This window comes from Variovorax sp. V93, from assembly GCF_041154485.1.
GTDB lineage: Bacteria > Pseudomonadota > Gammaproteobacteria > Burkholderiales > Burkholderiaceae_C > Variovorax > Variovorax beijingensis_A.
In genome coordinates, this window is record NZ_AP028669.1 from 3,703,722 (window position 1) to 3,719,825 (window position 16,104).

General features: G+C 68.5%; 14 protein-coding genes. 6 read left to right on the forward strand and 8 right to left on the reverse strand.

Going from position 1 to position 16,104, the window contains the following annotated elements; translation table 11 throughout:
- Positions 1–17 precede the first annotated feature (17 nt).
- Together ACAM54_RS17530 and ACAM54_RS17535 are read left to right on the forward strand one after the other, a co-directional pair.
- Complete coding sequence (locus tag ACAM54_RS17530; protein ID WP_012748685.1) at positions 18–857, forward strand: proteasome-type protease; 840 nt, start codon at positions 18–20, stop codon at positions 855–857.
- Positions 858–871: 14 nt separating this feature from the next.
- Positions 872–1,681 carry an alpha/beta fold hydrolase gene (locus tag ACAM54_RS17535; RefSeq protein ID WP_186454237.1) on the forward strand — a complete coding sequence of 270 codons (810 nt, stop codon included), beginning with the start codon at positions 872–874 and terminating at the stop codon, positions 1,679–1,681.
- A gap of 43 nt (positions 1,682–1,724) precedes the next feature.
- Here the strand turns inward: ACAM54_RS17535 and ACAM54_RS17540 are convergent, their stop codons facing one another.
- On the reverse strand, positions 1,725–3,731 hold the full coding sequence (locus ACAM54_RS17540) for a YadA family autotransporter adhesin (protein ID WP_369648401.1): 2,007 nt from the start codon (positions 3,729–3,731) through the stop codon (positions 1,725–1,727).
- A 275-nt stretch (positions 3,732–4,006) separates the two neighbouring features.
- Between ACAM54_RS17540 and ACAM54_RS17545 the strand changes: the two genes are divergently transcribed.
- Positions 4,007–4,675, forward strand: a complete 669-nt coding sequence (locus ACAM54_RS17545) for a response regulator (protein WP_369648402.1) — start codon at positions 4,007–4,009, stop codon at positions 4,673–4,675.
- A gap of 15 nt (positions 4,676–4,690) precedes the next feature.
- Here ACAM54_RS17545 and ACAM54_RS17550 read toward each other — a convergent pair whose 3' ends face one another.
- Together ACAM54_RS17550 and ACAM54_RS17555 are read right to left on the reverse strand one after the other, a co-directional pair.
- Positions 4,691–7,042: a cytochrome P450/oxidoreductase gene (locus ACAM54_RS17550; RefSeq protein ID WP_369648403.1), complete on the reverse strand. Its 2,352-nt coding sequence runs from the start codon at positions 7,040–7,042 to the stop codon at positions 4,691–4,693.
- A gap of 10 nt (positions 7,043–7,052) precedes the next feature.
- The gene (locus ACAM54_RS17555; protein ID WP_369648404.1) at positions 7,053–8,021 is read right to left on the reverse strand and encodes a Bug family tripartite tricarboxylate transporter substrate binding protein; all 969 of its coding nucleotides are present in this window, start codon (positions 8,019–8,021) and stop codon (positions 7,053–7,055) included.
- Between the two features lie 126 nt (positions 8,022–8,147).
- Here ACAM54_RS17555 and ACAM54_RS17560 point away from each other — a divergent pair, with 126 nt between their 5' ends.
- Complete coding sequence (locus tag ACAM54_RS17560; RefSeq protein ID WP_369648405.1) at positions 8,148–8,969, forward strand: IclR family transcriptional regulator; 822 nt, start codon at positions 8,148–8,150, stop codon at positions 8,967–8,969.
- 27 nt (positions 8,970–8,996) lie between these two features.
- Here the strand turns inward: ACAM54_RS17560 and ACAM54_RS17565 are convergent, their stop codons facing one another.
- The 4 genes from ACAM54_RS17565 to ACAM54_RS17580 form a co-directional block, all read right to left on the reverse strand.
- Positions 8,997–9,821 (reverse strand): undecaprenyl-diphosphate phosphatase, encoded by an 825-nt coding sequence (locus ACAM54_RS17565; protein ID WP_209535935.1) that lies wholly within the window; start codon positions 9,819–9,821, stop codon positions 8,997–8,999.
- A gap of 80 nt (positions 9,822–9,901) precedes the next feature.
- Positions 9,902–10,555 carry an aspartate/glutamate racemase family protein gene (locus ACAM54_RS17570; protein ID WP_369648406.1) on the reverse strand — a complete coding sequence of 218 codons (654 nt, stop codon included), beginning with the start codon at positions 10,553–10,555 and terminating at the stop codon, positions 9,902–9,904.
- Positions 10,556–10,568: 13 nt separating this feature from the next.
- The gene (locus tag ACAM54_RS17575) at positions 10,569–11,483 is read right to left on the reverse strand and encodes an amino acid ABC transporter substrate-binding protein (RefSeq protein WP_369648407.1); all 915 of its coding nucleotides are present in this window, start codon (positions 11,481–11,483) and stop codon (positions 10,569–10,571) included.
- Between the two features lie 61 nt (positions 11,484–11,544).
- The gene (locus tag ACAM54_RS17580) at positions 11,545–12,879 is read right to left on the reverse strand and encodes an aspartate aminotransferase family protein (RefSeq protein ID WP_369648408.1); all 1,335 of its coding nucleotides are present in this window, start codon (positions 12,877–12,879) and stop codon (positions 11,545–11,547) included.
- Positions 12,880–13,016: 137 nt separating this feature from the next.
- Here ACAM54_RS17580 and ACAM54_RS17585 point away from each other — a divergent pair, with 137 nt between their 5' ends.
- Positions 13,017–13,883: a MurR/RpiR family transcriptional regulator gene (locus ACAM54_RS17585; RefSeq protein WP_192323578.1), complete on the forward strand. Its 867-nt coding sequence runs from the start codon at positions 13,017–13,019 to the stop codon at positions 13,881–13,883.
- A 109-nt stretch (positions 13,884–13,992) separates the two neighbouring features.
- On the forward strand, positions 13,993–14,358 hold the full coding sequence (locus ACAM54_RS17590) for an SPW repeat protein (RefSeq protein ID WP_021008268.1): 366 nt from the start codon (positions 13,993–13,995) through the stop codon (positions 14,356–14,358).
- Positions 14,359–14,448: 90 nt separating this feature from the next.
- Here ACAM54_RS17590 and ACAM54_RS17595 read toward each other — a convergent pair whose 3' ends face one another.
- Complete coding sequence (locus ACAM54_RS17595; RefSeq protein ID WP_369648409.1) at positions 14,449–15,942, reverse strand: efflux transporter outer membrane subunit; 1,494 nt, start codon at positions 15,940–15,942, stop codon at positions 14,449–14,451.
- Between the last annotated feature and the right edge of the window lie 162 nt (positions 15,943–16,104).

Below are 16,104 nucleotides of genomic sequence, written 5' to 3' on the forward strand. Positions count from 1 at the left end.
TCGTGCGAGATGAAAAAATGACTTATTGCGTAGGCATCAAACTCAACGCCGGCCTGGTGTTTCTTTCCGACTCGCGCACCAATGCGGGCGTGGACCACATCAGCACCTTCCGCAAGATGATCGTCTACGAGCAGCCGGGCGACCGCGTCATGGTGCTGCTGTCCTCGGGCAACCTGAGCATCTCGCAGTCGGTGCGCGAAATCCTGCAGATCGAGGAGCTGCGCGAAACACGCGAAGACGGCTCGCAGGGCGACCCCATCACCATCTGGAACGCCAAGAGCATGTTCGACGCCGCGCGCGTGCTCGGCTCGGCGGTGCGCCACGTGTATGACCGCGACGCCGAGGCGCTCAAGCATGCGGGGCTGGACTTCAACGTGTCCTTCATCTTCGGCGGCCAGGTCAAGGGCGAAGGCATGCGCCTGTTCCTGGTCTATGCGGCCGGCAACTTCATCGAGGCCACCACCGAGACGCCCTACTTCCAGGTGGGCGAATCCAAGTACGGCAAGCCGGTGCTCGACCGCGTGCTCACGCCCGAGACCCCGCTCGACGAAGCCGCCAAGTGCGCCCTGGTGTCGATGGACTCGACCATGAAGTCGAACCTGTCGGTGGGACTGCCGCTCGACCTGGTGGTGTACGAGGCCAACAAGCTCGAGACCGACCGCGTGATCTGCATCGACGCCGACAACCCCTACTACCGCATGATGCACAACAGCTGGGGCCAGAAGCTGCGCGAGGTGTTCGACAGCATCGAGGATCCGGTGTGGGACGACTCCGCCACCGAGCATCCGCTGAAGATGCCGGCCACGCGGCACAGCCCGCTGCGCAAGATCTCGACGCCCGACGAAAAACTGATCTGAAGCCGACCGCGGCCATGCCGATGCCTCCCGTCGTGTTCTCGCACGGCAACAGCTTTCCTGCGAGCACCTACCGCGTCGTCCTCGACAGCCTGCGCAGCCGCGGCTTCGAGGTCGATGCCATCGAGAAATTCGGGCACGACCCGAAGTACCCCGTCACCGACAACTGGCCGCACCTGGTGCAGCAGCTGGCCGACTTCGCACAGCAGCGCGCCGACCGCGCCGGCGGCCCGGTGTTCCTGGTCGGCCATTCGCTGGGCGGAATCCTGAGCCTGATGTGCGCGGCGCTGCATCCGGCGCTCGCTTGCGGCGTGGTGCTGCTCGACTCGCCGGTTCTCAGCGGCTGGCGCGCGAACACGCTCAATGTCGTCAAGCGCACACCGCTCATGAAGAGCATTTCGCCCGGCGCCATCAGCCGCAAGCGCAGGAACAGCTGGGCGCACCGCGAAGCGGTGTTCGAGCACTTCCGCAGCAAGAAGGCCTTTGCCAGGTGGGACGAGCAGGTGCTGCACGACTACATCGACCACGGCACCTTCGCGAGCGAAGACATGCGCGAACTGAGTTTCGACCGCGACGTGGAAACGGCCATCTACAACACCCTGCCCCACAACCTGGGCGCGCTGCTGCGCCGCCATCCGCTCAAGTGCAAGGCGGCCTTCATCGGCGGGCGCCAGTCCGCGGAGATGAAGCAGGTGGGCATGGCGATGACCCAGAAGGTCACCAGGGGACGCATCGCCATGCTCGACGGCACGCACCTGTTTCCCATGGAAAAGCCGCTGGCCACAGCGGCGGCGGTCGAGGCGGCGCTGCGCAACCTGATGGGCTGATCGGCAGCGGCAACACAGGCGCGCCTGGTCTTCGCGGCGCACCTCACCAAGAATAGCCGGCCTGCACGCGGGCGGCAATGCGGTTGCTGCTGCCGCTGCTGGTGGCGGTGGAGACCCCCAGCCCCAGGTTCAGGTTGTCGCTGACCTGATAGCCGAAAGCAAAGCCGATGGCCGATGCGCCGGCGTAGCCGCCCACGGCCGCCCCCATCCATTTCTTGCCCGCCGGCAGGGTCGGCATCGACGGCATGGCCAATGCCGATGCCACGCCCTTTGCGGCAAAGGCGTTCGCCTGGCTGGTCGCGTTGCTCACCGCCTGCTGCAGTTGGTTCACGTTGACCGCATCGGTGCCCAGCAACCCAGGCGCGACGTTCGCAATGCCACGCAGCTGTCCGGTGGCCGCGTTACCCACCGACACGGTGTTGTCGCGATCCGCCACCGAGCCCTGGCCCAGCGCGACCGCATTGCTGCCCGCGGCCAGCGTGTTGGCACCCAGCGCCACCCCGTTGTTGCCGGTGGCCACCGCGTTGTTGCCGACGGCGGTGGTGGGATCGGCCAGGGCCCTGGCGCCGGCGCCGATGGCCACCGAGCCGGCATGGCGGGCCTCGGCGCCGCTGCCCACCGCGGTGGTGCTGTCGCCATTGGCCGTGGCATTGGTGCCCAGCGCCGTGGCACCCGCACCGGTGGCCTTGCTGCCCGTGCCGCAGGTCACGCTGCCCCCGCTGAAGCTGCACAGGCCGTTGGCAAGGGCCTGGTTCATCACGCTCTGCAAGGCCGTCACCTGCTGCACCGTGAAGCTGTTGGAGGCCGCGACGGCACCCTGCTCCGCCTGCTGGACCTGACCGACGTTAGCGGCATCCGTCGCGGCCGTGCCGGCTCGGACGTTGCCAAGCGTGGTTCCCGCGCCGCCGTTGGCATTCAGGCTGACAGTCGTGCCACCCGGACCGTACTGGACCGAATTGTTCGCCACGCCCAAGGCGGTGTTGGCCGTGCCCTGGGCGGCCGCTGCCGCGGTTTGGGCGCCGTTGGCCGTGGTTTGCGCAGTGGCTGCATTGGCAAGGGCAGTGTTCGCCGTACTCTGGACGCCATTGGCCGTGGCCTGTGCCGTGGCCGCATTGGCAAGCGCGGTGCTCGCCGTGCCCTGGGCCGCCGCCGCCGCAGTCTGGGCAAGAACCGCCGTGCCCGTTGCGGCACTGGCGGTGGCCTGCGCGGTGTCCGCTGCGTTGGAAGCCGCATTGGCGGCTTGCTGCACGGTGTACAGCTGGCTGCCGTTGACGACATCGGTGCTCGTGGCGGTCACTGATCCGGCGCTGACGTTGACCAGGCCGCGCGTCTGGCCGGTCGATCCGAAAGAGACCGTGTTGGGCGCCGTGGCAGAGGAGTTCGCGCCGATGGCCACGCTTCCGGTCGCGCCGCCTGCGACCTGGCTGCCAGAGCCGATGGCCACGCCGCCCGTTGCAAGCGCCGCCGCGCCCGAGACGCCATCGTTGGCGCCACCGATCGCCGTGCTGCCGCTGCCGGACGCCACGGCGCCCTGCTGGGTGCCCGAGGCGCTTCCGATGGCGACCGCCGCGTTGCCCGTGGCCTGCGCGCCGCTGCCACCTGCATGGCCGGGGTAGCCGCAGCAGCCTTCCGGGCCCGCGCCTCCCGCCCCCAGCGCGATAGCCCCGCTTGCCGAAGCCCGGGCGCCGCTGCCGCCAGCTCCGCCGGTGCCTCCTGCAAAGCCCTGCCCAGCGGTTCCACCGCCTCCAATGGCCGTCGAGCCATTGGCGGTTGCGCTGGCTCCCGCGCCGCCGGTTCCGCCGATGCCGCCGGCAGTTCCGTTGCTGCCATCTCCACCCGCACCGATTGCGGTGGCGCCATCTGCGGTGGCCACGGCCGCGCTGCCGCCGCTGCTCGATGACCAGCCTGGCCGAATAGGGCCTGGGTTGCCCGCATCGCCGGCTGCATAACCGGCGGCGTGTGCGCTTCCCGCAAGAAGCAGGGTCATCGGCAGCAGCCGTCCGAGCCTGCGTGCGAACTGCTGCTGTTTTGCCGTCGTCTGGTTGGCCATGGACTTTTCCCCGTGAACAGTTAGAACAAAACGTGGAAAGTGTGTCTTTTTGTTTTCGGCAAGACCATCCCGGAGAACTGGTAGATGAAGAAGCCTCGACCGCAGCCTTGCCTTCGAACCGCGCACCAGCGGCGTCGGCCTCAGCACTCGCTGTCGCAAAGCCCTGACCACCGCATGGACAAACGAGGCGCCACAGATGTGAACTAAGGCAACATTCATGGAAAATAAGTCGAAACGTCCCAGTTTCTCGGCCACAGCCTCAGAATGCCGCCCAAATGTTCTCCTCGGAAGCCGTCGAAACCGTCTCGCTGAGCTCGGTGCTCGTGGTCGAAAACGACACGGCGATGCAAGAACGTCTGCGCTACATCCTGCCTACGCTCGGATGCGACGAGCCGCAGATCATCTGGGCCGACGATGCCGAGATGGCCATGCATCTGCTGGAAAAGCCGAGCTTCGGCGTGGTGCTGGTGGACATCGGCCTGCCCGGTGACGAAGCGGTCGAGCTCGTCGAGTGGCTGCAGGCCCACCATCCGCAGGTGCCGGCCGTGGCCATTTCCGCCTCCCGCAGCGAAGAAGCCATTTTTTCCGCGCTTCGCGCCGGCGCGGTAGCCTATCTCCTGAAGGAGCGCGACGACCTCGAACTGAGCATCGGCCTGCGCAGCATCGAGCAGGGCGGCGCCACCATCGATCCGGCCATTGCGCGCCGCGTGCTTGCCTGGCATGCGGGGCACGCGGCCGATCCGGGGTCGGTTCCCGACGCGGCGCTGACGCCGCAGGAGCGCAAGACGCTTGAACTCGTGGTGCAGGGGCTCGGCCATCGCGACGTCGCCGAAGCGCTGGCGATGCCCCGGCTGGCGGTGGAATGCCGCATCAAGGGCATCTACAGAAAGCTGGCACTCGGCTCGCGCGCCGAGACGGCGCACATGGCCGGCGGGCACGCCTAGGCGCGCTGACCAACCCTAGAGTTCGAGCACCAGCCGGCCTTCGCAGGCGCGCGAGCAGCAGGCCATCATCTTGTTGTGGGCCTCGCGTTCCGGGCGGGTCAGCACCACGTCGCGGTGATCGACCTTGCCGGACAGCACCCGCACTTCGCACGAGCCGCACAGGCCCTCTTCGCAATCGCTCTGCACATCGACGTTGGCGGCGCGCAACGCCGACAGCAGGGTCTGGTCGGGCGGCACGGTGACCACCAGGCCGGAATCCTTCAGCTCGACTTCGAACGCATGCTCCTTCGACGGATCGAGCGTGGCGAGCGTCGACTCGAAATGCTCGACGCGCAAGGCACCCTCGGGCCAGGCGGCGCAGCAGTCTTCGAGCGCCTCGAGCATGCGCAGCGGGCCGCAGGCATAGACCTGCGCACCGGCCACCGGCTCGGCGAGCAGCGCGCGCAGATCGCAGCGCCGTCCTTCGTCGCTCGCATGGACATGCAGCCGCTCGCCGTGCAGCGCCGCGAGCTCGTCCAGGAAGGCCATGCCCCTGCGGCTGCGGCCGCTGTAGTGCAGTTCGTAGTCCATGCCGAGCGCCTTCGCGCGGCGCGCCATGGCGCTCACGGGCGTGATGCCGATGCCGCCCGCAATGAAGATCGCCTTCCGGAGCGACTCGTCGAGCCGGAAGTGGTTGCGCGGCCCGCGGATGCGCAGCCGGTCGCCGGCCTGCACCTGCGTGTGCACCCAGGCCGAGCCGCCGCGCCCCCCGGGCTCGTGCAGCACCGCGATCTCCAGCACGCCGGCTTCGTCGGGATCGCCGCACAGCGAATACTGGCGCGACAGCTCGGGCGAGCCGCATTCCACGTCGATGTGCGAACCCGCGGTCCAGCGCGGCAGCGGCTTGCCGTCCGGCGACACGAGCCGCAGCTTCACGATGCCCTCGGCCACCGGCGTCACGCGCTCCACCACCACCGGCCGCGCGATCGCGTGCCGCGAGGGCTCGCCGATGCGCACCGGCACCTGCACCTCGCGCAGCGCGGGGTTCGCGCGCTCCGGATTGGCCGCAGGGTCCCATTCGACCCACAGGTGCTCGGGCCCGCGGAACGAGGTGTTCGGCACGTAGCTGAAGCGCTGCTCGGCAAGGCGCATGTGCGGCAGCCGCCGCGTGAACTCCTCGAGGAAGATCTGCATCTCCATGCGCGCGAGGTTCTTGCCCATGCACTGGTGCGAGCCATAGCCGAAGGTCAGGTGGTCGCTGGCGTTGTCGCGGCGGATGTCGAACAGGTCGGCATCCGCGAAATGCGCCTCGTCGTGGTTGGCCGACGAGGTGACGATCAGGAGCCGCGAGCCGGCCGGCAAATCGACGCCGCCCACCTGCGTGTCCCTGGTGACGAGGCGCCGCCAGGCGGCCACCGAGCCGTTGTGGCGCAGGCACTCTTCCACCGCGTTGGGAATGAGGCCCGGGTCTTCGCACAGTTCCCGCCACACCTGCGGATGCTGCAGCAGCAGCTTGACCGCGTTGGCGGTGGCGTTGGCGGTGGTCTCGTGCGCGGCCACGATGCCGGCCATCATCATCGAGTGCAGGTACGAATCGGTCACCACCTCGGGGTGCAGCTTCTGCTTGCGGATGCCGTATTGCATCCAGCCGGGCGCGTCGGGGTCCTGGCGCATCTTCTCGAGCACCTTGCCGGCGTACTGCCAGAAGTTGCCGACCGCATGCGCCACGGCCACCTGCTCTTCGGGCTTCGGCCGGCCCCAGGTGTTGACGGTGTGCGCAATCGAATACTTGCGCAGCGTATCCATGTCTTCCTCGGGCACGCCAAGGAAATGCAGCGCCACGGTCAGTGGAATTTCCCACAGCATCTGGTCGACGAGATCGGCGCGGCCGTCGTCGATGAAGCGGTCGACATAGCTGCGCGCCAGCTCGCGCACCATCGGCTCGTGGTGCTTGAGCGCCTCGGGCGTGAACGGATCCATCAGCGCGCGGCGGCGCGGCATGTGAGCGGGCTCGTCCTCGTTCACCAGCGTGCGGTTCAAAGCAAAGCCGTAGGAGGCGAGCACGGCATTGGCCTCGTCGCTCGTGGGCGTGATCTTCTCCAGCGCGTTCGAGGGGCTGAAAGTGATGTTGTCGCGGAACACCGCCTTGATGTCGTCGTAGCGCGTGATCACCCAGTAGCCGAGCCTGGGGCTGAAGAAGATCGGCTCCTTCTCGCGCGCCCAGCGCACGTATTCGGGCGGGTCCTGCTGGTAGCCGTCCTCGAAGGGGTCGAACTCGGCCGCGCGCGCGCTGACGGGACAGCCGGTGGGCGTGCGCTCGGAAGACAGCGGCCCGTGCGCGACGGGACAGCCGGAGGTGCGTGGAGGCAAGGCGGTGTCGGCGGACATGGCGGCGGGCTCAGTCGAGGGTGATCTTCAGGTCCCGGATGAGCTTGTGCCAGCGCACGGTCTCGCTCTTGAGCAGCGCGGCGTACTGCGCGGGCGTGCTGCCCACGGGCTCCACGCCGAAGTCGGTCATGCGCGTGCGCACCGAGGGTTCGTTGATCGCGGCCACCAGCTGGCGGTTGAGCGTGTTCACCACCTCCGGCGGCGTGGCCGAGGGCACCACCACGCCGACCAGCGCGGCGGCCTCGACGTTCCTGTAGCCGAGCTCGGCGAAAGTGGGCACGTCGGGCAGCTGCGGCAGCCGCGTCGGGTTGGCCACCGCCAGAGCGCGGACCTTGCCGCCCTTGATGAAGCCCGCGCCGGCCGCCAGGTCGACCATCATGGCCGGCAGCTGCCCGCCCACCACATCGGCCAGCGCAGGCGCCGCGCCGCGGTACGGCACGTGGACCATGAAGAGGCCGGCCTCCACCTTGAGCAGTTCCATCGCCAGGTGATGCGGGCTGCCGGCGCCGGCCGAGGCGTAGCTCAGGTCGCCAGGCTTGGCCTTGGCCCTGGCGATGAAATCCTTGGCCGTGGCAATGCCGGAATTGGCGCCGGCGACCAGGATCATCGGGAACTTGCCCATCAGCGTGACGGGGGCCAGGTCCTTGGTCGGGCTGTACGAGAGCGACTTGTAGAGCGCCGGGTTGAACACCAGCGTGCCGTTGTCGGCCGACAGCACCGTGTAGCCGTCGGCCGGCGCGCGCGCCGTCTCGGCCGCAGCCAGCGCGGTGTTGCCGCCGGGCTTGTTGTCCACCAGCACCGGCTGCCCCACCTGGGCGGAGAGCGTCTGCGCGACCGTGCGCGCGAGAAAGTCGGAGCCGCCGCCGGCCGCGTACGGAACGAGCCAGCGGATCGGCTTGGCGGGAAAGGTCTGGGCGCTGGCGCTTGCCGCGGCAGCAAGGGAAAGAACGGCAAGGCACCGAGCAAGGCGGTTTTTCATGGATGTCTCCGACATGATTTCGTATTGCGTAAGTATCATACGCATTGCGTAATCATGGTTCAAGGGACAACCCTGAACCTGGGCGGCTCCTGGACGCCCGCTCCCAGCGCCTAACATGAAGCCCACATGACCCAAGCTCCGGAGCTCCCCCCTCTTTCCCCCGCAACCCGCGAACGCCGCCAGCGCGTGCAATCGGCCGAAACCGGCATGGCGGTGCTCAAGGGCCTGGCCCACCTGGGCGGCCGCAGCAGCCTGACGGCCCTGTCGGCCCACGTCGGCGAAAGCCCGGCCAAGGTACACCGCTACCTTGCCAGCCTGATGGAGGAAGGCCTGGTGCTGCAGGACGCCGTCTCGCAGCACTACTACCTGGGCACGGAAGCCATCCAGATCGGCTTGGCCGCCATGCGCCAGGCCGACCCGATCCGCGCGGCCGAGCCCAGCCTGGTCCGGCTGCGCGAATCGCTCGAAGTGACCTGCTTCGTCGCGGTCATGGGCAACAAGGGGCCGACCATCGTGCGCTTCGAGGAACCGGGCCTGCCGGTCACGGTGAACGTGCGCGCGGGCTCGGTGATGTCGATGCTCTGGTCGGCCACCGGACGCGCGTTCCTGGGCCTGCTCGACGAGTCGCGGGTGCTGGCGCTCGCCGAGCAGGAACTGGCGGAATCACCGGAAGACATGCGGGCCACGCTGGACGCGAAGGACCCCATCGGCCAGCTGCGGCGCGACGTGCAGAAGGCGCGCTGCGCGAGCGTGAAAGACACCTACCTGCGCGGCATCAGCGCCGTGGCGGCGCCGGTCTACGACTATGCCGGCCGCGTGTGCGCGGTGCTGACGGCCTTGGGTGCGACAGGCGGCTTCGACCCCGCCATCGATGGCCCGATCGCCGCCGCGGTGCGCCAGGAGGCCCGCGCCGCGAGCGCCATCCTGGGGCACGGGAACGGCGCCTGAGCGCCGGGACAGCCGCTGCGCCTGTTCCTATTCCGCCCAGACCACCGTGCCGGTCCAGGCCGTGGCCAGCACCACGATGCCGAAGGCGATGCGGTACCAGGCAAAGGGAATGAAATCGTGCGTGCTGATGTACTTCAGCAGCCAGCGCACGCAGAGCCAGGCGCTGATGAAGGAAAACACCAGCCCCACGGCGAACAGCGGAATGTCGGCCACCGACAGCAGCGCGCGTTCCTTGTAGAGGCTGTAGGCACCGGCGCCGATCAGCGTCGGGATGGCCAGGAAGAACGAAAAGTCGGTGGCCGCCTGGCGCGACAGGCCGAGCAGCATGCCGCCGATGATGGTCGAGCCGCTGCGGCTGGTGCCCGGAATCATCGCGAAGCACTGCACCAGGCCGACCTTGAGCGCGTCCCACATCGTCATGTCGTCGACATGCTCGATGCGCACCGAACCCGGTGGCCGCTTCTCGGCCCACAGGATGATGAAGCCGCCGATGATGAAGGTGCTGGCCACGACCACCGGGGTGAAGAGGTGCGCCTTGATCATCTTGCCGAACACCAGCCCAAGCACCACGGCGGGGAGAAACCCGATGACCACGTTGAGCGCGAGGCGCCTTGCCTTGGGCTGCCTCGGCAGCGCCACCACGGTGGAGTGGATCTTCTGCCAGTACACCAGGATCACCGCGAAGATCGCACCGGTCTGGATGGCAATGTCGAACACCTTCGCCTTGTCGTCGTCGAAACCGAGCAGCGAGCCCGCAAGAATCAGATGTCCCGTCGACGAGATGGGCAGAAACTCGGTCAGCCCCTCGACGATGCCCATGACGGCGGCCTTCACCAGCAAAACGATGTCCACGCTTACTCCTTTAAAGAGCACCAATTATGGCGAGGCATCGAGTCAGGCCAGGTTCAGCTGGCCCCTGGCATCTGCGGGCTTTATCGCGCAGCTTGATTCGTGCGCAGCCGCAGGGCCCGCACCGCACTGTCGACGGTGGTGAGAACCGGCAGGCCGCTGGCCTCTTCGCAGGCGGCGCGCGCGCGCGCCATGCTGAACTGCGCGAGCGCAATGCGCGTGCAGCCGCGCTCGCGCAGCGCCACTGCCTGGGCGGCGATCAGCGCGTCGTGCCGCTGCGTGTCGCCGGCGTTCAGCGCGTCGAGCGCGCCTTCGGCCAGCACGGGCTCGAGTGCGGTGCCGGCCGGAAACTCCGGCGGCATCGATACCAGCGTGGCCGCGAAGGTGGCGATGAGCCCGAGGCGGCCCTGCCCTTGCGCGGCCTCCGCCACCATCGCCTCGTTGGGCTTGAGCACCGGCATGCCCGCATGCCGCCGCGCCACCACCTCGATGCAGGGCCCGAAGGCCGAGCAGGTGAAGAGGATGCCTCCGGCACCCGTGTCGACCGCGTACTGCGCGAGTTGCTGAAAGCGCGTATGCATCGCCGCGTCGAGCCCGCGGCCGCCGCGCGCGAGGTCGGCCGAGAGGCTGTCGTCCAGCAGGTTCATGCGCACCGCCTCGGGCCAGTCGCGCTCGAAGGCGGCGTTGATGGGCGCAACCGAGTGCGAGAGGGCGTGGATCAGGGCGATGCGGGTCATGCGGCAGGATTGGTCAGATGCCCTTGGACGAGGGGTTGGCAAAGGCCTCCTTCGTCTCGGCATTGAGCGGGTAGTTGATGTTGATGCCCTTGGGCGGAATCGGCGACATGAACCACTTGTTGTAGAGCTTTTCCATCTCGCCCGACTTCATCATGCCCGACACCACGCGGTCCACCAATGCCTTGAAGGCCGGATCGTCCTTGCGGAACATGAGCGACTGGTTCTCGGTGCGCAGGCTCTCGCCGGTGATGATGAAGTCCTTCGGATTACGCGCATTCGCGATCTGGCCGGCCAGCAGGATGTCGTCGAGAACGAAGGCCTGCGCACGGCCGCTTTCCACCAGCAGGAAGGAATCGCTGTGGTCCTTGCCGCCCAGGTTGTTCACCTCGAGGTTGCGGCCCTTGTCGGCCTCGCGCAGCAGGCGGAACGAGGTGGTGCCCGTGGTGGTGGCCACCGTCTTGCCCTGCAGGTCGGCAATGCTCCTGATGCCCGAATCGGCCTTCACCAGCATGCGCACGTTGTAGCGGAAGATGTCGGGCGAGAACGCCACCTGCTTCTGGCGCTCGACCAGGTTGGTGGTGGAGCCGCACTCGATGTCCACCGTGCCGTTCTGCACCAGCGGAATGCGGTTGGCCGAGGTCACGGCCTGGTACTTGATCTCGACCGCCGGCAGCTTGAGTTCGGTCTTCACCGCCTCGACGATGCGATTGCAGATCTCGATGCTGTAGCCCACCGGCTTCAGGTTGCCGTCGAGGTAGGAGAAGCCGAACGACGACTCGCGGTAGCCGAAGGTGATGGCGCCGCTCGCCTTGATCTTGGCGAGCGTGTCGTTCTCCTGGGCCTGCGCGGCTGCGTGCGGCAACAGGGCGGCAAAGGCCACCGCGAGAGCGGCAGCACCGAAAGGGATCGGCAGACGAAGCTTGGGCATGGAAGCGCTCCTCGGAACGGCGTTGAAGAAAACAGACGAAAGAAAATCGGCAACGAAAGGATCAGCGCGCGGCGGCGCGCGTCACCGCATCGATCGAAGCAGCGAGGCGGGCCGCGATGTCCTGCAGCTGCTGCCGCGTGGCAATGAAGGGCGGCGCGAGCAGCACGTGGTCGCCCTGCCGGCCATCGACCGTGCCGCCGAACGGGTAGCACAGCAGGCCGCGCGCCATGGCGTCCTTCTTGACCAGCGCATGGACCTTCAGCGCCGGATCGAACGGTGCCTTGCTCGCGCGGTCGGCCACCAGCTCGATGCCCCAGAAGAAGCCGCGGCCGCGGATGTCGCCCACATGCGCGTGGCCGCCGAGCGCCTCGGCCAGCATCGCGCCGAAGGCTGCGCCGTCTTCGCGCACCTTGGCGACCAGGCCGTCGCGCCGGATCACCTGCTGCACCGCGAGCGCCGCCGCGCAGGCCATCGGATGGCCGAGGTAGGTGTGGCCATGCTGGAAGAAGCCGCTGCCCTTCGACATGGCCTCGACGATCCTGCGCTGCGCGAGCACCGCGCCGATCGGCTGGTAGCCGCCGCCCAGGCCCTTGGCGATGGTGATGAGGTCGGGCACCACGCCCTCCTGCTCGCAGGCGTGCAGCGAACCCGTGCGGCCCATGCCGCACATCACCTCGTCGAGGATCAGCAGCACGCCGTATTTGTCGCACACCGCGCGCACCGCCTTGAAGTAGCCGGGTACGGGCGTGAGCACGCCGGCCGTGGCACCGCCCACCGTTTCGGCCAAGAAGGCGATCACGCGGTCGGCGCCCTGCGCGAGGATGGCTGCTTCGAGCTCGGCCGCGAGCCGCAGGCCGTACTGCTCGGCGCTCTCATCGGCACGCTGCTCGCGGTACGGGTAGCACGGCGCCACATGGGTGGCCGGCACCAGGATGGGCGCGAACGGCTCGCGCCGCCACGCGTTGCCGCCCACGGCCAGCGCGCCCAGTGTGTTGCCGTGGTAGCTCTGGCGGCGCGCGATGAAGTGCGTGCGCTGCGGCTGGCCGGTCTCGACGAAATACTGCCGCGCCATCTTGAGCGCCGCCTCCACCGCCTCGGAGCCGCCGCTCACCAGGTACACGTGGCTCATGCCCTCGGGGGCGGAAGCGACCAGCTCGTCGGCCAGCTGCTCGGCCACTTCGCTGGTGAAGAAACTGGTGTGCGCATACGCCAGCCGGTCGAGCTGCGCATGCATGGCGGCCAGCACCTCGGGGTGCGCGTGGCCGAGCGAAGACACGGCCGCGCCGCCCGAGGCGTCGAGGTATTCGCGCCCTTCGGCATCGCGGATGAACATGCCGCTGGAGCCGGCGGCAACCGGCGGGGTGTGGCGAAGGTGGCGGTGGAAGACGTGCGTCATGGCGGGTGGCTGGCGGATTTGTGTTTGGAACTAACGTTTCCACGATATTGTTATCTGGAACATTTGTTCCGTCAACTGTTCCGTCGTTCCACGTCCGGTACATTCGTTCCAACGACCGCTAGAAGAGAGACACCGCCATGGGCGCCAGAGACCAGATCCGCCAGCGTTTCAACGAACTGAGCCCCGCGCTGCAACAGGTGGCGCGCTATGTGCTCGACCATCCCAACGAGGTGGTGACCGCCTCGATGCGCAGCGTGGGCACGCGCGCGCAGAGCACGCCCGCCACGCTGGTGCGCTTTGCGCAGCACCTGGGCTATGCGGGCTGGCCGCAGCTCAAGGAAGCCTTTGCCGGCGACATGGGCCTGGGCAGCGAAACCTACGGCGGGCGCGCCAAGCAGCTCATCGGCCGCGCGCAGGACCGCAGCCTCACGGCCGAGATGTTCGAGGTGCAGCGCCGCAACCTGGAAGCCACGCACCAGCAGAGCGAGCAGGCGCTGCAAAAGGCCTGCGCGCTGATCGAGAAGGCTCCCGCGGTGCATGCGGCGGGTTTCAGGGCCTGCTTTCCGATCGCGTTCTCGTTCGTCTACGTCTACCGGCTCTTCCGCGCCAGCGTGCACCTGGTCGATGGCCAGGGCGGTTCGCTCGAAATGCAGCAGCGCGCCTTCGCCAAGGGCGACGCACTGGTGGTGGCCAGCTTCATGCCCTACTCGCGCGAGGCGCTGCAGGTGGCCGAGGCGGCCCGGGCCGCCGGCTGCCGCATCGTGGCCATCACCGACAGCGTGGCTTCGCCGCTGTCGCTGCTGGCAGACGAAACGCTGCTCTTCACGATCAACAGCCCCTCGTTCTTTCCCTCGGTGGCGGCTGGCGTGGCCGTGACCGAAGCACTGGTCGAGTTGCTCGCGAGCCGCGCGGGCAAGCCGGTGATCCGGCGCATCGACCAGGCCGAGGCGCAATTGTTCGAGTCGGGCGCCTATCTGGTGGCGCCGGTGGCGCGCGGGGGCTAGGCACAGATCGGATCCGATTGCATGCTGCAGTGCCGCATCGCGGAACCCCGCCGGATCGGCACGGTCCAACCGCTGTCGCGGTTGTGTGTCGCGACAGGAGGTAATGACCATGAAGCAAGTGAAGCATTGGCAAGATCCGGTCAACGTCGCCCTGGGCGCGTGGCTGATCATCTCGCCTTGGGTCCTGGGCTTCCAGGGCGTCACAGCCGCGATGTGGAGCGCAGTGGCGACGGGTGTCCTGCTGGGCGCCGTGGCGCTGGGCGCAACGCTGGTACCGCGTGCATGGGAAGAGTGGACCGAAGGCGCGCTCGCCATCTGGCTGGCCGTGTCACCCTGGGTGCTCGGCTTTGCCACCGTGGAGAAGGCGATGGTCAACGCGGTGCTCGTGGCTGCGGCCATCCTGGTGCTCGCGCTGTGGGTGCTTGTCACCGACAAGGACTACCTCGGCGGGAGCATGGATCGCCACGCGCATTGAGCGCGCAGGCGATCGCGTCGTGAGAAGCGGCCCCGCGCGCCTGGCGCAGCGGGGCTGAGGGGGACGGGGCAGCCGCCCCTCCCCGGGCAGCTACTTCACTCCGCTCTGCGGAGAAGGGGCAGCCTGCGCCGTCGGCGGCGCGGACGACAAGGTTTCGCCCGTCCAGCCGGCTTGCCAGCCGCCGCCCAGGGCCTGGATCAGCGCCACCGCGGCGGTCTGGCGATTCACCTGCAGCTGCACCAGCGTGCGCCGCGCGCCGAGGGCGGCGGCCTGCGCCGTGACGACCTCGGTGTAGCTCACCTGGGCCGCGCGATAGCGGTTGAGCAGTTGCTGCTCGGTCTTGTCGGCCGCGGCCGAGGCTTCGCGCCGCAGGCCCTCCTGCTGCGCCAGCGCGGCGCCCGCGGTGAGCTGGTCTTCCACCGCCTGGAAGGCGGCGAGCACGGTCTGGCGGTAGCGCGCCACGCTGGCTTCGTGGGCCGCCTTGGCCGAATCGACGCTGGCGCCGATCGCACCCGCATCGAACACCACCTGCGCCACCGACAGGCCCAGCGCCCACAGCGTGTTGGATGCGTTGAACAGGTCTTTCACCCGGCTCGCGCTGCTGCCCACCGAGGCGCTGAGGCCGAAGTTGGGGAAGTACGCCGAACGCGCAATGCCGATCTGCGCGTTGGCCGCGGCCACCGCGCGCTCGGCCGCCGCAATGTCCGGCCGGCGCTGCAGCAGCGTGGAAGGCACGCCCGTCGGAATGCCGGGCACCGTGGGCGTCCACTGTGCCGCGGGCAGGCTGAAGTCGGCCGGCGCCACGCCCACCAGCATGGCAATGGCATGCTCCAGCGTGGCCCGGGTGCGCTGCAGGCCCACGCGTTCGGCCTGTGCGCTCACGAGTTGGGTCTGCGCCTGCAGCACGTCGGTCTGCGCGGCAATGCCGGCCTTGTAGCGGTTGCTCGTGATCTCGAAGGCGCGCTGGTAGCCCTCGATGGTCTGGTCGAGCAGCACGATCTCGGCATCGGCCTCGCGCAGCGAAAAGTAGTTGGTGGCCAGGTCGCCGACGGCCGACAGCCGCGCCGACGCCAGGTCGGCCTCGCTGGCCTGTGCATTGGCCTGCGCGCTGCTCACGGCCTGCCGCAGACGCCCCCACACATCGGGCGCCCAGTCGACGCCCAGCGTCGCCGAAAAGGCATTGGACGCATTGCTGGTGCCGCCGACGTTGCCGCTGCGCCGGCCGCTGCCGTCGAGCGACACCGTGGGAAACAGCGCGGCGCGCTCGCCCCGCACCAGCGCCTGGGCCTGCGCATAGTTGGCCACGGCCGCGGCGATGTTCTGGTTCGACACCTGCACGCGGGCGGCCAGTTCGTCGAGCGTGGCGTCGCCGAAGAGCTTCCACCATTCGCCGCGGTCCAGCGCATCGGCCGGCGCGGCGGGGAGCCAGCCCTCGGCGGTCCTCTGCTCTTTCCAGCCGGCGGGTGCGGCCGAGGTTGGTACTTCGTAGGCGGGCCCTACGGCGCAGCCGGCCAGCACAGCAGCCAAGGCCAGGGCGGACAGCCTGCCGGGCAGATGCGAAAGGATGCGTTGTCGGTGTTTCATGGCAGCTTCATTCATTCTTCCGGGTCTTTCACCACGCGACCGCTTTGCCCGCGGCGGCTGAAACCACGCAGCCCCAGGCCAGGAACACCGCGGAACCGGCTTTGCCGGGCCGCTGGTGTTGCCCCCTTGAGGGGGGAGTCGAGCTACACGAAGTGAGCGAGG